The organism is Nostoc sp., assembly GCF_036919495.1.
GTDB lineage: Bacteria > Cyanobacteriota > Cyanobacteriia > Cyanobacteriales > Nostocaceae > Nostoc.
Window position 1 is genome coordinate 1 of sequence record NZ_JBALBZ010000087.1, and the last position, 17,872, is coordinate 17,872.

The 17,872-nt window shown below is 41.6% G+C and carries 13 protein-coding genes; 5 read left to right on the forward strand and 8 right to left on the reverse strand.

Annotated elements, in window-relative coordinates:
• Both psbB and V7K25_RS12645 read right to left on the reverse strand, forming a co-directional pair.
• The coding region (gene psbB / locus V7K25_RS12640; RefSeq protein ID WP_335158374.1) for a photosystem II chlorophyll-binding protein CP47 at positions 1-1,109 on the reverse strand (1,109 nt) is incomplete at its 3' end.
• 483 nt (positions 1,110-1,592) lie between these two features.
• Positions 1,593-1,919: a hypothetical protein gene (locus V7K25_RS12645; protein WP_335158376.1), complete on the reverse strand. Its 327-nt coding sequence runs from the start codon at positions 1,917-1,919 to the stop codon at positions 1,593-1,595.
• 290 nt (positions 1,920-2,209) lie between these two features.
• Between V7K25_RS12645 and V7K25_RS12650 the strand changes: the two genes are divergently transcribed.
• A complete protein-coding gene (locus tag V7K25_RS12650) occupies positions 2,210-3,076 on the forward strand; it encodes a DNA adenine methylase (RefSeq protein WP_335158378.1) in 867 nt (288 codons plus the stop codon).
• On the opposite strand, the gene V7K25_RS12655 is transcribed toward V7K25_RS12650, so the two are convergent.
• A complete protein-coding gene (locus V7K25_RS12655) occupies positions 3,045-3,227 on the reverse strand; it encodes a helix-turn-helix domain-containing protein (protein ID WP_335158380.1) in 183 nt (60 codons plus the stop codon). The genes V7K25_RS12650 and V7K25_RS12655 overlap by 32 nt on opposite strands.
• 277 nt (positions 3,228-3,504) lie before the next feature.
• On the opposite strand from V7K25_RS12655, the gene V7K25_RS12660 reads away from it, so the two are divergent.
• Entirely contained in the window at positions 3,505-5,157 is a 1,653-nt protein-coding gene (locus tag V7K25_RS12660; protein ID WP_335158382.1) for an ABC transporter substrate-binding protein, read from the forward strand.
• A gap of 136 nt (positions 5,158-5,293) precedes the next feature.
• A complete protein-coding gene (locus V7K25_RS12665) occupies positions 5,294-6,319 on the forward strand; it encodes an ABC transporter permease (protein WP_335158384.1) in 1,026 nt (341 codons plus the stop codon).
• 446 nt (positions 6,320-6,765) lie between these two features.
• Here the strand turns inward: V7K25_RS12665 and V7K25_RS12670 are convergent, their stop codons facing one another.
• The 3 genes from V7K25_RS12670 to V7K25_RS12680 all read right to left on the reverse strand — a co-directional run bounded on the left by V7K25_RS12670 (position 6,766) and on the right by V7K25_RS12680 (position 9,602).
• Positions 6,766-7,365, reverse strand: coding sequence for a hypothetical protein (locus V7K25_RS12670; protein WP_335158386.1), 600 nt, complete (start codon positions 7,363-7,365; stop codon positions 6,766-6,768).
• A gap of 148 nt (positions 7,366-7,513) precedes the next feature.
• The gene (locus tag V7K25_RS12675; protein WP_335158388.1) at positions 7,514-8,629 is read right to left on the reverse strand and encodes an ABC transporter permease; all 1,116 of its coding nucleotides are present in this window, start codon (positions 8,627-8,629) and stop codon (positions 7,514-7,516) included.
• 91 nt (positions 8,630-8,720) lie between these two features.
• Positions 8,721-9,602, reverse strand: coding sequence for an Npun_R2479 family HD domain-containing metalloprotein (locus V7K25_RS12680; protein ID WP_109009623.1), 882 nt, complete (start codon positions 9,600-9,602; stop codon positions 8,721-8,723).
• A gap of 689 nt (positions 9,603-10,291) precedes the next feature.
• Between V7K25_RS12680 and V7K25_RS12685 the strand changes: the two genes are divergently transcribed.
• Both V7K25_RS12685 and V7K25_RS12690 read left to right on the forward strand, forming a co-directional pair.
• A complete protein-coding gene (locus V7K25_RS12685; protein WP_335158391.1) occupies positions 10,292-11,764 on the forward strand; it encodes an efflux RND transporter periplasmic adaptor subunit in 1,473 nt (490 codons plus the stop codon).
• A gap of 60 nt (positions 11,765-11,824) precedes the next feature.
• Positions 11,825-14,953, forward strand: coding sequence for an efflux RND transporter permease subunit (locus tag V7K25_RS12690; protein WP_335158393.1), 3,129 nt, complete (start codon positions 11,825-11,827; stop codon positions 14,951-14,953).
• Between the two features lie 224 nt (positions 14,954-15,177).
• Here V7K25_RS12690 and V7K25_RS12695 read toward each other — a convergent pair whose 3' ends face one another.
• Together V7K25_RS12695 and V7K25_RS12700 are read right to left on the reverse strand one after the other, a co-directional pair.
• Complete coding sequence (locus tag V7K25_RS12695; protein WP_335158395.1) at positions 15,178-17,109, reverse strand: M48 family metallopeptidase; 1,932 nt, start codon at positions 17,107-17,109, stop codon at positions 15,178-15,180.
• A gap of 6 nt (positions 17,110-17,115) precedes the next feature.
• The gene (locus V7K25_RS12700; protein ID WP_335158396.1) at positions 17,116-17,703 is read right to left on the reverse strand and encodes a LemA family protein; all 588 of its coding nucleotides are present in this window, start codon (positions 17,701-17,703) and stop codon (positions 17,116-17,118) included.
• Positions 17,704-17,872 lie beyond the last annotated feature (169 nt).

Consider the following 17,872-nt stretch of genomic DNA (forward strand, 5'->3'; position numbering starts at 1 on the left):
AAAATTACTGGGAAGGTTTCAAAGAAGTTGGGGAGACGACGCACGGTCAATTCCCGTCCTTCAGAATCTTTGAATACGGCGTGACCTTGCCAAGATTGAGCAATGCCATCACCCTTGACCATCGGCCCAGTACGGAATAGACCGCCTTTAGCGGGGCTATTACCGACATAATCATAGAAAGCCAGCTTTTCGGGAATCTGCGACCAAGCTTGCTCAAGGGTTGCACCTTGGGCAACACTTGTTTGGACGCGCTGCTGAATTTCTTGACGGAAGTAGCCTTGATCCCATTGATAACGGGTTGGGCCAAATAATTCGATGGGAGTGGCGGCGTTACCGTACCACATAGTACCTGCAACAACGAAAGCAGCAAAGAAAACTGCTGCAATACTGCTAGAAAGTACTGTTTCAATGTTCCCCATCCGTAAGGCTTTGTAGAGCCGTTCGGGCGGTCTTACTGTGAGGTGGAATAAGCCTGCAATAATACCAACAACGCCAGCAGCAATGTGGTGAGCCACAATGCCACCAGGGTTATATGGGTTAAAACCATCTGGGCCCCATTCTGGTGCTACTGCAAGCGCTGCTCCAGTTATACCATAGGGGTCAGTAACCCACATGCCTGGGCCAAATAGTCCGGTGAGGTGAAAAGCACCAAACCCAAAACAAAGTAGACCAGATAAGAACAGGTGAATGCCAAACATTTTTGGCAAGTCTAGGGCAGGTTCACCAGTGCGGGGATCTCTAAAGAGTTCCAAATCCCAATAAACCCAGTGCCAAACGGCGGCTAGGAACAAAAGACCGGAAAGAACGATGTGAGCTGCTGCAACGCCTTCAAATGACCAGAAACCAGGATCGGTTGCTGGGCCACCGGTAACGTTCCAACCACCCCAAGATTGGGTAACACCCAAACGCGACATGAAGGGTAGAACGAACATCCCTTGACGCCACATCGGATTGAGAACCGGATCGCTAGGGTCAAAAACAGCTAGTTCGTAGAGTGCCATCGAACCAGCCCAGCCTGCTACTAAGGCTGTGTGCATTAAGTGTACAGAAATCAGCCGTCCTGGATCATTCAGAACGACTGTATGTACTCGGTACCAGGGTAGTCCCATCGACTACGCTCCTCCTCGATGAGTTAGTTTACAAAGCAATTTTCTTACTGAGATTCTAAGGAACGAAACTCGCCACTCAGAAAACTCTCTCTTGTTTTTTGTTATTGCCACAGCCAGAACCTTACCACAGCTTAGTCTTATAAGTTAGACAGTGTGGGTGCTTTGGCAATGCTTACTCGCTCTTTTGAGATTTACCCTGTAGGGTAGCCATCACTAAGCAAAAATGAGAATGTTTTAAAAAGTGTAACTATTGATGGAATTGTTTGCAAGCGTGTAAATTGATGCGATCGCGTAGCATGTCCAAGTTTTTTCGCTACCAATCGCTGTCGGGGATTAAATTTTCTTATCTTTTCTTTACGAGGGCAATGGGGAGCAGGGGAAGAAGCAAGGAAGCAAGGGAGCAGAGTTTTCCCCTCTACCCCCCGCTCTTCTGCCTCTTTCCCATGCCCAATGCCCAATTCCCAATTCCCAATGCCCTACTATCTACTGAACCACCAATTGGATGTTTTGCAGTTGACATTTTGTCTCAGCTGTAGCCAGGCGTTCAATTACCTGTTCGGCGCTCATCAAGCGCTTGAGTACTACTTGACCTATGGTCTGACTGGCAATTTCTGGTGTTGTTGGCTTCACTTCGACGGTTAAAACGGCTTCTTCAACTCGATAAAGCCATAGCAATTCGTTTTGTTCCACTAAACAAATATTCATTCGCTGAATATCTGGTTGGCGTCGCCATGCGGTTATTTGCCAGAGTCCATCAGATGCCCAGACTCTCGCAACTGCCCATCCCTCAGATAGAAAGAAATATTTCACGCTCTTAGTCTCACTATTAGACTTTCAATCTGCTGTTTACAATATCGTATATTATTTATTAATAATGTATAGTTAATGATATTTTAAATTCAGGCTATTTAAATTATTATTAGTCTACATTTTAATAATAAAAACACTTATTTAAATAATTGAACTCAGTACAATAAATAACAACATCATATCTGATTTTAAGCTAATAGTTTTATTTGATCGCCAAGTATACATAAAATATTTATGTATACTATAGTTAGCAAATGCCGAACATAATTCTATGAATACTTCAGACAATTATGAACAAACCTATAAATTCACCATTTAGATATCCTGGTGGCAAATTTTATGCTCGTAATTTGATTCTTAATTATATTCCTTCTCATTCCTATTATGTTGAACCTTTTGCAGGGGGTGGATCTATCTTTTTTGTAAAAGATAAAGTAAACATTAATTGGCTCAATGATATTGATGAATTATTAATAAATACATTGTTAATAATTCGAGATAAACCCGAAGAATTAATAAAATTTTTAGAAGGTGAATCTGCTACTAAGGAAAGACATACATATTACAAAAGTGAATTCATACCACAAAATAAATTAGAACAAGCTGTTAGATGGTTTTACCTCAACAGAACCTCCTATTCTGGGATCATGAAGCATCAGAACTGTTATTGGGGATATGGTGAAAAATACAGTATGCGTCCAGAAAATTGGCCCAGAAATATCCGTCGAACTTCTGAGAAGCTTCAAAACGTTAAAATTACTAATCTCGACTTTGAAGAAGTTATTGAATCTGTACCTGATGGCTCTTTTTTATTTATTGATCCTCCTTATTTCAATGCAGATCAAGATAAATTTTATGTTCATTCATTTTCTAAAGACGATCATTTCAGACTATGCCAAATATTAAACAAACATAAGCAAAGAATAAAATTTCTTATAACTTATGATAATAGCGAAACAATTAGAAAATTATATGAATGGGCATTGGAAATATACGACAAAGAATGGAATTACACAATTAGTAGAACCGACGATCAAAAAAATGGAAAAAGTAAACAAGATCACTTTAAAGGCGAACGATATAAGGGGAAAGAAATTTTTATATTAAATTACTCTTATCTTGAGTCTACTTCTCAAAATTATGAACTTCAATATTGATAAGAGTGATGTTTTTCTGGTCTCTTTCAATCATTCTTATGTATGTGCGATGAAGTTCTGCTTTTTCGGCTAATTCCTCTTGGGATAGCCCTCTTTGCAATCTTTCATCTCTGACTCGTTTTCCAAATTGATCAAGTATCTCAGCTCTCATAGAATTTTGCTAAGACAACTAAAGACAGTAGTAAACTTATGCTAACTATAGTTTTACATACTATAGTTAGCATTGCAGTGAATAAACTATGACTCGATATAGTTTATTCATTTTTTTTTAGTATTTTGACTTAATCATCCTGAATACGCATAATCTATCTATCGAGCAAAGCTCTCTATAAAAAGTGTGTAAAGTAGTAACTAATTGTAAAAATTGCTATAAAACTAGCGAATATATAGTAATATCACTCACCGCTCATTACAAAAAATTTAACTGTATGACCTGGTTTTCTTGGTCCGTGAAACGGTGGGGTCGGATTACACAATTCCTATCTCTGTTCTGTCTATGTTTGTTTTTAGTTGTTAGTTGCGCTCCTCGTCCACAGTCAGCTACGCCACCATCGGGCTCTGTGAATAGCCCTACAGGTGATGGTCGTATTACTATAGGTACAACAGCAAAGCCGAGAACCCTTGATCCGGCTGATGCTTATGAGTTAGCATCGTTAGGTTTGGTGTTTAATATGAGCGATCGCCTCTACACCTACGAACCAGGAAGCACGGAAATTAAGCCCCAGCTAGCTACAGCATTACCTAAAGTTAGCCAAGATGCCTTAACTTATACCATTCCCTTACGTCAGGGAGTAGTTTTTCACGATGGGACTCCCTTCAATGCCCAAGCAATGGCTTTTACCATCAACCGCTTTATTCAAAATAAAGGAAAACCATCATTCTTACTAGCTGATGTAATAGATTCGGTAAAAACTACAGGCGAGTATGAGTTAACCTTTAAGCTGAAAAAGCCCTTTGCAGCGTTTCCTTCATTGCTGGCGTTTCCTGGGGTATGTGCAGTTTCGCAAAAAGCTTACGAACTTGGTGCTGGTAAATTTAAGCCGAATATTTTTGTGGGGACTGGCCCTTACAAATTAGGACAGTATGGTACTGATTCAATCCGATTTGATCTGTTTGATAAGTATTGGGGAGAAAAACCAGTTAACAAGGGTGTTAACCTCCAAATTCAAACTAGTCCGGTTAATTTGTTTAATGCTTTCCGTACAGGCGCAATCGATGTAGCTTATCTATCGTTACAGCCAGATCAAAATCGTAGTTTGGAAGAAGGTGGTAAAAAAGGGGATTGGCAAGCGATCGCAGCTGAGGGTAGTGTAGTAAGTTATCTGGTATTAAACCGGAATCAAAAACCTTTAGATAAATTAGAGGTAAGACAAGCGATCGCCTCAATAATTGACCGTCCACTGTTAAATGAACGGGCGTTACTTGGTCAAGCAGATCCGCTTTATAGCATGATTCCGACGACGTTTAAAGTTTCTGTGCCATTATTTAAAGAAAAATATGGTGATGCTAACTTTGATCAAGCTAAAAAATTGTTAACTACTGCTGGTTTTTCTAAAGAGAATCCGGCAAAAGTACAAATTTGGTATCCTTCTAGTTCACCTACTCGTAGTTTGGCAGCACAGACGCTCAAATCTCTTGTTGATGCCAAAATGGATGGAATACTGCAATTTGAAGTCACCCCCGCCGAAGGGCCAGCCTTCTTTAAAGACATTACCAAAGGTTTATATCCAGGGGCTTTACTAGATTGGTATCCAGATTTTTTAGACCCAGATAATTATGTCCAGCCGTTTTTGGCTTGTGACAAAGGTTCAGTTGCTAAAGGATGCGAAGATGGAGGCAGTCAAAGTCAGGGTTCGTTTTACTATAGCGAAGCCATGAATAAACTGATTGATCAGCAACGCAAAGAACTAAACCCCGAAGCGCGTCAGAAAATTTTTGCAGAAATTCAAACGCAAGTAGCTACTGATGTACCTTATGTTCCTTTATGGCAAAGCAAAGACTATGTATTTGCCCAAAAAGGTGTTAGTAGTGTACAACTTAACCCTACCCAAATTCTGGTTTACCAGACAATTAAAAAGTAGTCATTAGTCATTAGTCATTAGTCATAACTGTTGACCATTGACTTTTGACTCTTAAGTAAAATGTTTCATGTTCAATATATATCTAGTTAATAGCTAAGATAGTTTCAAAAACTGCATTTATAATTTTGAATTGTTTATGTCTCGTTCTAAAGCTTTACAATATTACATTGTTTCTCGGTTGCTTCTCGCGCCACTTCAGCTATTAACGATTATCACCATTGTATTTCTCTTATTAAGAGCAACACCAGGAGATCCAGCAGATGCAATTCTCGGCGGACGTGCGCCAGAAGCTGCTAAAGAAGAATTGCGAAAACAACTAGGTTTAAACCTTCCTCTGTGGCTACAGTACCTCAATTATTTGGGAAATTTGTTGCGCTTTGATTTGGGAACTTCTTTGTTGAGTAGCGGAGATAATGTTTGGGACATAATTAGACAATATTTCCCGGCGACAGTGGAGTTAGCAGTATGTAGTATGGCGGTTGCACTCATCGTTGGAATTGCGGTTGGGACTCTTTCAGCTTCTCGTCCTGGAACATATTTTGATGTCGGTGGGCGCTTATTTGGGATCATCACCTACGCACTCCCCATGTTTTGGGCAGGAATGCTTTTACAGTTGATTTTCTCAGTCCAACTGGGTTGGTTTCCCAATTCCAACCGCTTTCCGCCTAATCTTCCGGCTCCAACTACTGTGACTGGATTGTATACAATTGATAGCTTACTCGGTGGAAATTTCACTCAGTTTTTCACATCTTTGCACCATCTTGCCCTACCAAGTCTCACATTAGGAATTTTACTCAGTGGGATTTTTGAGCGAATTGTGCGAGTGAATTTAAAGCAAACCTTGCAAGCTGATTATGTAGAAGCCGCTAGAGCCAGAGGTATTGGTGAAAATAAGATTTTAGCCTCTCACGCTTTAAAAAATGCTCTAATTCCAGTAATTACAGTCTTGGGATTAACCTTTGCCTCTCTGTTAGGTGGGGCAATTTTGACAGAGGTAACATTTTCTTGGCCTGGGTTAGCAAATCGACTTTATCAAGCGATCGCCGATCGCGATTATCCCACAGTCCAGGGAGTGCTGGTGTTCTTTGGTGCGATCGTTGTGAGTGCCAGCATTTTAATTGATATTTTAAATGCTTATGTAGATCCCCGAATTCGATATTAGCAAAGAGTTGTTAAAATAATTCTTAATTCGTAAATATAGGTTTTTCGTTTACTCTTACCTCTCTCCTAAAAGGAGAAAGACATTGAATCTTACTCCCCTTACCTTGTAGGGAAGGGGCTGGGGGTTAGGTCTATAATTCGACTCAACCCCGAAGCACCATAATACTATTTTTATAATTTATAAAAGCTTCAAGTAAATAAATTAAACTCTAATTTGACCACGTAAGCTAATATAAAAGCTGCCATATACTCTTTTATATAAAAATAATAAGAATTTGTTTCCCTCTTTTTGGAATTATTTTTGGTTTTGTAAATGCAATTATTACAGGAAAAGTACTGGTTCGATTCTTGAGACAATCTAAACAAACCCACTCGTGATATAATTCCAGTGATTACAGTCTTGGAATTAACTTTTGCGTCTCTATAGGGTGGGACAACTTTGACATTTTATTGAGAAATACCACTGGCTAAAATACCAAGAATTTTATTCACATCTTTAAGATAATATTCGCTTAAATCAATGGTCAATGTTTGTTCTTCTAATTTGAGGAATTGCCAAATACTGCCCGTTGTAACTGCTCCGTAAACTGTTTTAATCTCACTTGCAGCTTGCGCATTAAAAATTTGGGCTGCTACCATTTCTGCTGCACACTGACCCAAACCTGCATTAATATTTTCTTTTTTAGCTTCTACAACTGTAATTACTGGTGCTGTCAAAATTAGAATTTCTGGAGATTTAGTAATAATAAAATCGCAAGTACCGTTTAATCCTTTGCTATTATCGACAGTAAAATCTACCCCAGAAAACAAACCAATTTGTTCTCGTAACTGTCGCCGTAAATCAACTAAAATTGGAGCAATAATTAACTCAGAACGAGCTTTTTCACTATTACTACCTAAAGCGATCGCCAGGTTATAATTGAGTGTTTCTACAAGTAAATTACTCGCAGCTAATTCAGGAGCTTCGACGAAAATATCACGTTTCTCTAATGTAGTTAAACTAAACTCTTGTTTTGCTTTAGCTAAACTAAACTCGCTGTAGGACATAAAACTACTACTCCGTTTAGTTTCTAGTTGAAGAATACACACTCAATTTTTGCACAAAAGCTTAATCTAGAGGATGACCTAGATAGTCTACTTCATTAATTTGAAATTTGCTGTCAGCGATGCCTACGCAATTTGCTATTCTAAACGCTTATCTTCTTAAACTACGCGGGTCGAGTGCATCTCTCAGCCCATCACCGAGTAAGTTGAATGCTAACACTGTGAGAATAATCAGCACAGCCGGCGGCCAAATTAACCAAGGTTGCAACACCAAAATTGAAGCATTGCTAGCTAGAGAAAGCATATTTCCCCAAGAGGGGTCTGGTTGTTGTATTCCCAAACCGATGAGACTTAATATCGCTTCTGCGCCAATAAAGCTGGGAATTGCAAGAGTAGCAGAGATAACTACATAACTAGCCGTTTGCGGCAAAACGTGGCGGAGGATTATATAAATTGGGTTCGCGCCCATCGCGCGTGCAGCTTGGACAAATTCTCGCTCTTTGATTGATAGTACCTGTCCCCGAATAACCCGTGCTAAACCAGCCCAGCTAATAACCGAAGTAATCACTACAATCAGCAAAAAGCGCTGGGTACTGCTTAAACCAGGTGGTAAGACTGCTCCTAAAGTCACCAAAAGATAAATACTAGGGAAAGTCATTAACACTTCTGCCAAGCGCATAATGACGCTATCAGTCACACCGCCCAAATAGCCGGAAATTCCCCCGATGATCAAACCGAGGGGATAGGTAATAATAATGCCAAAAATACCGATAAACATACTGATGCGACCACCATGCAGCAAGCGACTGAATTGGTCGCGGCTTTGGTCATCAGTGCCCAAAATGTTGAATTTTGCCCCAGTTGTTGTGCCAAATAAATGCCAATTTAAGGGAATACCAGAAAAGATTGTGACCTCATCCCACTTTGGGGGTAATGGCAAACTCATCTGCAACAATCGGTATTCTGGCCCAGAGACAAATAAACGCAGGGGTGAGGGCTTTGTCAAGTCTACAATGAGTTCGCGATCGCCTGTTTCTAAATTCGTGTCTCCCTGAGTCGTCGGGTAAATATACGGCCCGACAAACTGCCCTGATTTAGAAACCCAATGTATCTTAGTTGGTGGCAGCAGTGAACCATTGGGCTGTGAAGCATAGGGGTCATAAGGAGCCACGAAATCTGCTGCAATTACTGCTATGTAGAAAATTAACAGCAAAATTGCCCCAAATCGTGCCAAAGGATTTTTTTTCAGTCGTCGCCACCAATCCATAGTAGTTAGGAGTTATAAATTAGGATTTATGAGTTATTAAACTTTTATCTTAATTCATAACTCCTGTACAGACGCAATTAATCGCGTCTCTCTAATTCCCAACTCCTAATTTCTCTAAATAGCGCTGCTGTTCTTCCTGTTGTTTTTCATGTTCCACAACAAACACGTTTGAGTAGAGATTAGCCAGAATTTGTTTTCCCTGTTGTGTCAGTGATAGATAATGTAGCCCCTCTTGGATATAAGGATAGACGCCATTCCAGTAAAACTTAGCGTAATTATTACGTAAATCAGCAGGGGTTTTATAGCCTAAAACTTTATTTACACCAGTTTCTTCAAACTCGTAAAATAAAGAAGTAATTTTCTTCAGGTAACGAGGGTCGCTTAGTTGACCAATCAAATCAGCAGCACGGACTAATCCTGCAAAGCACCTTGTATCTTGATGATCTTCTGCCGCAGGCACGGGAAATCGAGTCAATTCAATATTGCTCTTAATTGCCTCAGCATCTATTAACTTGTGACCTCCAAAACGCTCATCAATAAAAAGCTTGGCTCTATCAACATGATATGGCGTCAGACTGGCATCAGAAGCGCCAGGAGCTACAGAAATCATTTTGCCATTTTTACCTGTGGAATATAAGTTTGCTGTCTCTCGGTCTTGTCGGCAAACTCCCTTAACGTAGCCAATATCATGAGACACCAAGGAAATGATACAATGCAGCCAGTCTTCACTGGAAACACCACCTTCCCTAATGTGTTTGCCACGTAAGATTTCTTGCCCCACCAGGGTTACAAGTACTGTGTGTTCAACATTATGATAAAGAGCGTCGCTATTGGCAATATTTTCCAAAGCCATGTTACCAGCCCAGGCGATGATATCCTGATAATCATTTTTGAAGCAGCCATAAGTGCGACGGTAACCTTCTCGAATTTCATTTACAAAGGCATCAATTAAAATTTCAGTAGCATTGAACATATCTGGTTACTCTGGTAAATAGCAATTATTTATTGATTTGATTTCAAAATTCTATAATCAGGCTTGCCCTTGCTGGAATTTAACCTCACTTCCATTCTTTTTTCTTCCTAAAAGAGAGGCTTAAAAACCTGATTATTTCATTGCTCCCCTCTCGGAGGGAGGCTCGGTAGGAGAGGTTCGTCAAACTCACATGAATTTAAGACAATATATTTTGCTCCTTTGTAACTCATGTTTAGCTGCGGATGCTAGCTTGTCCTATCCCTAAATTGAATAGTAGAGAATGGTTTCCTGGTGACACAAAGGCTTCAGAGGAATTATCGATGCCGGACAAAAATATTTATTTGATATAACTTTATACATAAAAGGCTGGGTTTTAAATTAGATAAATCTAGATTCGCTTTACTAGTTTTTCATATCTAGCCATTGGTTGACGGTGATCTAAATACATATATTGTGTGACCTTGAGTAACTAAATGATATGAAATAATTTTTGTATCATAACTTACATAAGTTTTTCTAAGCTTTTTTGGTAGTAATTACTCTTAGCAAGTTTGTTTTATTATATACATTGATATATAAAAGACATTTACTATGAAATGCGTCATAGTTGATATGAAGTAAATAAACTTCAAGTTTTCTTAAGAAAATACCAAGATTGGTATGCATAGACAGAAAGTGGAGGTAAGACTGTGAGCGATGAAAGTGTTTCAGAAGTCGAGGTGAATAAACCTGTAACATCTGAAGATGCTAGCTTTTTGAGCAAATCAGATCAAAAACCAACCAGGGCATGGTTGAAGCCATTATTCTTGGGTGCTGGTTTAGGAATTGCGATCGCCTTTGGTAGTATGGCTGTATTAAGTCGTCTTCCATCTCGTCAGCAAAGCGCGGTAGCGGATAAAAAAGTTAACCCAGCAATGACAGTTACCATCGCCACAATAGAAACCGCCCGTGTTTTCCGTACCCTCAAAACTACTGGAACTGTAGCAGCACGCGATTTAATTCCGGTGTTACCGCAGACAAACGGCTTACAAATCAAAAGCATCCCCGAAGATGTAAAAGAAGGGGCTTTTGTCAAAAAAGGTCAAGTGTTGGCGGTGTTGGATGGTTCCATATTGCAAAGCCAAATTAGCCAAGCCAAAGCAGATGTGGAATCAAAACAAGCAGATGTGGAATCAAAACAAGCAGATTTAGCTTCTAAGCAGGCAGATTTGGCATCAAATAAAGCCATAGTCCAGCAAAAACAAGCAGATTTAGCTCAAGCTAAGGCGAAGTTAGAAGAAGCAGCCAAGAATTATCAGCGCTATCAACAATTGGCTGACTCTGGAACGATTAGTAAGCAAGAACTCGATACTCGTTCCTACGCTGTGAAAACTGCCGTAGAAGTTGTGAATCTGTCCCAAGAAAATGTGCGTAGTGCTAAAGCTAATATCGGCAGCGCCCAAGCCAATATTAGTAACGCCCAAGCTATCATCAACAAAGCCAAAGCCGATGTCAAGAGCAGTGCTGCTAAGGTGCAACAACTACAAACTCAGTTAGGACAAACTGTGGTGCGATCGCCTGTTGCTGGAATAATCGCCGAAAAACTTGCCAGAGTAGGTGATGTAACTGGTGTACCGCCACAAACTCAGGTGGGAACTGTGATTGGTGGCACACAAAAGCTATTTTCAATTATCCAAGATGAAAAGTTAGAACTTCAGGCGAAAGTACCTGAAATTCAATTAAATCAAGTGAAAATTGGCGCATCTGTGCAAATTACTTCTGATGTCGATCAGCGCGTGCGATCGCAAGGACGAGTTAGGGAGATACAGCCACAGGTAAACGATCAAAGGCGGGAGGCGACAGTAAAAATTGACTTACCGCCAACAACTTTACTTAAACCAGGGATGTTTGCTAGTGCTGCAATTACTACTAACTCAGGGATGAAGATAGTAGTGCCGCAAAAAGCAGTGCAATCTCAAGCAGACTCAAGTGTAATTGTATTTACCTTATCGAGTGGAGATATAGTCCGCAGCCAAAAAGTAGAGTTAGGAGATCCTGCCAATGAGGATAAAGTGGAAATAAAAAGTGGGTTGCAATTAGGCAATCGCGTCATAGTTGATGGTGCAGGATATCTCAAAGATGGTGATAAGGTTCGAGTGGCTGAAGGGAATGGGGAGAAATAACCAATGACAAATGACAAATAACCAATGACAAATGACTAATCCAAAATCTAAAATTTCCCGATGTCTTTTAATATCTCAGCTTGGTCGATTAAAAAACCCGTTCCTACAATAGTCTTATTTTTAATTTTAACGGTTGTGGGTTGGTTCTCTTTCATATCCTTGGGGATTGATACTAACCCAAATATTGATGTGCCAACAGTTTCGATAAAAGTCACCCAACCGGGTGCAGGCCCGGCCGAACTAGAATCCCAAGTGACGAAAAAAATTGAAGATGCCGTCGCGGGGTTGGGCAATATCGATTTTATGATTTCCACCGTTAGTGATGGGAATTCTAACACGACAATCAATTTTGTTTTGGGTACAGATAGCGATCGCGCCACCAATGATGTTCGGAATGCGATCGCTCAAATTCGCCAAGATTTACCCCAAGATATCAACGATCCAATTGTGGAACGTCTGGAATTTGCCGGCGGCCCGGTGATTACTTACGCGGTTAAATCAGATCAGCGTTCTGTAGAAGAATTAAGCAATATTGTCGATCAAACCATTAGCCGCGCTTTATTGGGAGTCCGTGGTGTAGCACAAATTCAGCGCGTGGGTGGAGTTGACCGAGAAATTCGGATTAATCTTAATCCAAACCGTTTACAATCTTTGGGTATTACCGCCACTCAGGTAAACGACCAAATCCGCACTTTGAACATTAACTTACCTGGAGGACGCGCCGAAGTCGGTGGTAGCGAACAAAGTATCCGCACTTTAGGGAGTGCTGCCAGTGTGGATATGTTGAAAACTTACGAAATCCTCTTACCACAAGGCGGTTCCGTCCCCTTATCCACCTTGGGAAGTGTAGAAGATAAATTTGGCGATGTGCGTCAAGCCGCCCGCTTAAATAATCAACCTGTGGTAGCTTTTCAAGTGTTGCGTAGTACCGGCAGCGTTCTGGTGACTGTGGAACAAGGAGTGAAAGCAGCTGTCAAAGAACTGGAAAAAACCCTTCCCGCAGATGTCAAGCTGAATTTAATTTTTACTAGAGCCGATATTGTTCGCCAATCTTATCAAACCACCATTGATGAATTGATTCAAGCTTCGCTGCTGGCAGTCATCGTTATTTTAGTATTTTTGCGGGACTGGCGAGCAACATTAATTACGGCTGTTGCCTTACCTCTGTCAATAATTCCCACCTTTGCAGTGCAGCAAGCCCTTGGTTACACCCTCAACAACATGACTTTGTTGGCATTAGCGCTGGCAGTGGGCAACTTGGTAGATGATGCCGTTGTAGAAATTGAAAACATGGAACGGCACATGGCTATGGGGAAATCAGCTTGGGAAGCTGCTTTCGACTCTTCTGATGAAGTAGGGTTAGCGGTAATAGCAAGTTCAGCCACAATTATTGCGGTGTTTCTGCCCGTTGCCTTTATGGGTGGGATTCCGGGGCAGTTTTTCCAACCATTTGGTGTTACCGTTGCCGTTTCCACAATTTTCTCAACTCTTGTAGCGCGGATGGTTACGCCGATGATGGGGGCGTATCTTTTGAAAGAGAAGGAAGGAACTGGGGGAACAGGGAGAACAATAAAATTCTTCAATTTCAAATTTACACTTCCAGGTAGCGGGAATGAAAATAGAAAACTTATCACTGAAAAGCGTCGGGGTTTTCAACCTTATAGATCGCTTCTTGAGTGGGCGTTACGCCATAGATTGACAACAATGGCGATCGCTTTAGCTTTCTTTGTTGCGAGTCTGACGCTGGTTCCATTGATTCCCAAGGGTTTTGTTGATGATGGCGACTTTGGAATTTCCAACGTATCTATAGAATTACCTCCTGGTTCGACATTAGAAGACGTTAATAAGGTAGTTACACAAGCGACTAGCATCATCCGGCAAAACCCAGTAGTTGAAGGTGTACTCGCAACCGAAGAGATCAATTCTGCAACCCTTGCAATTAATCTCAAACCTAGAGAAGAGCGAAATATTTCCCAAAAACAGTTTGAGGAACAAGTACGCCCTACCTTTGAGCAAATACCAGGAGCTAGAATTAGTTTCCAAAGTCAGTCACCAGGTGACAGTAACAAGGGTTTATCAATTGTCCTCAGAAGTGAAAATCCCGAAGCATTGAATAAAGCGGCTGAAGCCCTAGAAAAGCAGATGCGATCGCTAGCCGGATTGGTAGAAGTGTCTTCGACTGCAAGTTTAGTCAAACCAGAGATTTTGGTAATTCCCAACCCACAACGGGCAGCAGATTTGGGGGTGACAGTGCAAGCGATCGCTCGGACTGCTTCCCTTGCTACCATTGGGGACAATGAGGCCAACTTGGCGAAATTTAATTTAAGCGATCGGCAAATTCCTATTCGTGTGCAAATCGATCCGAAAGCGCGGGCTGACATCAACACAATCACAAATCTGCAAGTCCTCAGTGAAAGTGGTAGATTGATTCCCCTCGTCGCAGTTGCAGACATCCGCTTTGGGAGTGGCCCTGCAACCATTAACCGTTACGATCGCGCCCGTCAAGTTGCCGTAGAAGCCAATTTGCAAGGGATTTCTTTGGGACAGGCAGTAGAAACAATTAACAAACTACCTGTGATGCAAAACTTACCGCCAGGAGTAGTACAGCAACCATCCGGTAGCGCCAAAATTATGCAAGACATTTTCGGGCGCTTTGGCGGTGCATTAGGGCTGGCATTAATGTGTATCTATGCAATTCTGGTGCTGTTGTATAACAACTTTCTGCATCCATTATCGATTATGGCAGCCTTGCCTTTTTGTTTAGGCGGCGCATTGGTAGCATTGATGGTTGCTCACAAACCCTTGGGACTTTATGCCTTGATTGGTATCATCCTGCTGTTGGGAATTGTCACCAAAAACTCGATTCTGTTAGTGGACTATACAATCATCAACATGCAGGAAGGGAAAACCCAGCGTCAGGCACTTATTGAATCGGGCGTGTCACGTCTGCGTCCGATTTTAATGACTTCTTTGGCAACGATCGCAGGGACTCTGCCTTTAGCATTAGGAATTGGTGCGGGTTCTGAAGTTCGCCAACCAATGGGAATTGCGATTATGGGCGGTTTTACAACTTCTACCTTGCTGACATTGGTAGTCGTGCCAGTGATATTTAGCTACATTGATAATTTCCAGAGTTGGATTATGGATAGATTGCGCTATGGGTTTGGTAAGAAACCATCGCGTTCATAATGCCCACTCAATTTTGGATTTTATAATGCTTCGCGGCTGAGTTCAATACAGACCTAACTCTTGTGCGTAAGTTTTACCCCTCCCTAACCCTCCCCTTGCAAAGGCTACGGTGTACACACAAGTCGAATTACCCCCCTTAATCCCCCCTTATAAAGGGGGGAAAAAGAAATCTATCTAGTTCCCTCCCCTTTATAAGGGGAGGGTTAGGGTGGGGTAAGGTTATATTAACTTCGCTCTGAAGAAGATTGTTTCTGTTTGGAAACGCTACGCTGAGGGTTTAAAAATGGGGGAATGGGACAATCTAGCGTCATTGCGATCGCTCTTAGTAAATCTGCTTCTGATTGTGTAACTTTATTATCCAAAAGTACAGTGTGGGCGCAGGCATCAACAATAGCTTGCTTAAGTTTTGGACTGGCTAAACGGAGGCGATCAATACTCTTCTTAAGCTCAGTGAAATTACAATTTAGTGGTATTTCTGGTTTTTCTTGTTCTCCAGCTTTGGGAAGTCGAAAAACTCCAGAGCGAAAAGCATAGGCGATGTCTTGAATGGACGCATCGGGTTGGGAATATCCGATGCGGGCAATCACGGACAATACTAATAGACTATCTGGCCAAATCTCTTCTATAGAGGTAAATTCAACTGTTATCGCAGATGTAGGATTTATACTAGGTTGGAGGCGATGCCACAGGATTAACTGCAACACAAAATGCCACAGTGATAAACTTCCGGTAGCTACAACTAAACCGTGGACGCATTTGCACAACCTTTGGCATTCTTTGGCAGAATTTTGGCGTAATACGGGTACTGCCAAATCCACAAGTGGCAAGCGAATTTTAGGATCTAACTGGCTAATTTCGCTAGTTAATTCCAAAGTTTTATCTACCAACTCAGCAGGCTGCACCTCGCGTAACCAAGCAATTTGATGTTGTTGGATCTCGATATTTTCAGTATCTAGAGCTAACGCAAAAGCGATCGCCATTGCACTTTCCTGTTCCCGCGCACCCAAACGCAGAGATTCTGGTAACTGCGATAACAGCGCTTGAGCATGGGCAAAATGCTCTGGTGTGACGCTTCCCACTTGGTTCACAATCTGTTCTGGCGTGGCGTTAGAACCACCAGCAAAGCCCATTGTTAGGGATTCCTGAGAGGGGGAACGCATCTGATTGCGAGATGGCATTGCTGGTAAATTGCTGACGTTTAAACCCCCAACGCGGCGGATACGTTCTGCTAAGGGTGGGTGGGTAGAAAACATATTTTCCCAGAAAGAGGGGTTGAGGGCATTGCCAAAAAACATGTGGCTAGCGGCTTCTGCTCCGGGCGCAATCAAACGTGAATCCATCTTTTGGAGTTTTTGGAAGACTCCGGTAAGTCCGTTGGGGTTGCGAGTGAACTGTACAGCCGAAGCATCGGCGAGAAATTCCCGTTGGCGAGAGACGGCGGCTTTAATTAAGCGTCCACAGAATAATCCAATACCGCCAATTGCCATCAATGTCAAACCAAAAGCCCAGATAGGTAAACCCTTGTCTTCCTTTCCTAAACGAAAGCTATCACGAATGCGCCAGAGCAATTCCCCGGTTAAGTAAATGAACAAAATCCCATGTAACAATCCCACCAAACGCAAATTTAGCCGCATATCTCCATTGAGAATATGACTGAATTCGTGGCCGATGACTCCTTGTAACTCATCCCGGTTCAGGTGTTCCAAAGTTCCACGGGTAACTCCAATTACAGCATCATTGGGCGTAAATCCCGCAGCAAAGGCATTAATGCTGGTTTCTCTCTCAAGGAGATAAACTTCTGGGACGGAAATACCAGAAGCGATCGCCATTTCCTCGACAATATTTAATAGAATTCGCCCTTGTTCATCCGCCATATCTCGTATCAGAAGTCTTCCCCCTAACTCCTGGGCAATTACGCTTCCGCCCTCACGGAGATAGGCAATTTTATACAGACTTCCGATTGCGATCGCAGTTATTGTAATGCCAGCTACGTAAAGAAATATCCCTGGATGCCACCAAACACGGGGAGCCATGCGGAACAGAAATAAAGTGGCAATATAAATCGCCATAATCATAACTGCGATCGACAGGGAAAATAACCCGATTAATTGTTGCGTATTTTGGCGTGCGCGATCCTGATGTTCAAAGAAATTCATAGACACCTAAAAAGATACGCGTGGGGCATTTCTCACTTCTGGAGTAGCTTCGGGGAGCAATTCTGCAACAGTAAAGTTAAAAGTATTGGCTACAAGGTTGCTGGGGAAAGATTCGCTCTTGGTGTTGTAAAGTGTTACCGCGTCATTAAAAGCCTGACGGGCAAAAGCAATCCGGTTTTCAGTGGAAGATAATTCTTCCATAACCTGAGTCATGGTGCGATCGGCTTTCAATTCTGGATAAGATTCTGAAAGTACCATCAACCGACTTAACGCACCCGTTAGCGCCCCTTCAGCATTGCCCAACTGTTGCATCGCTTGTGGATCTCCGGGATTTTGTGCCGCACGACTGCTAGCATTAATTGCAGAATTCCGAGCGGCAATAACTGCTTCTAGAGTTTCCCGTTCATGTTTCATGTAGCCTTTGGCAGTTTCCACCAAATTGGGAATTAAATCATAGCGGCGCTGTAATTGAACATCGATTTGAGAGTAAGCATTTTTGTAACGGTTGCGATACTTGACTAAATCGTTGTAGCTATTAATGATAATTACAGCAACAATGGCAACTAAGGCAACAGAAAATATTAAAAGCCCCATATTTTTAGATGATTTCCATCAGATACTTACTTTATATCCAGCAAAATTTGTGTGGATATAAAGATGAGTCTACTTGTAGCAAGTTGGCTTCGTCGTCTGTAAAAATAGTTACGCAAATTTACTGGTGTAGGATTTTTTAAATAACCGCAGAGGCGTAGAGAAAGCAGAG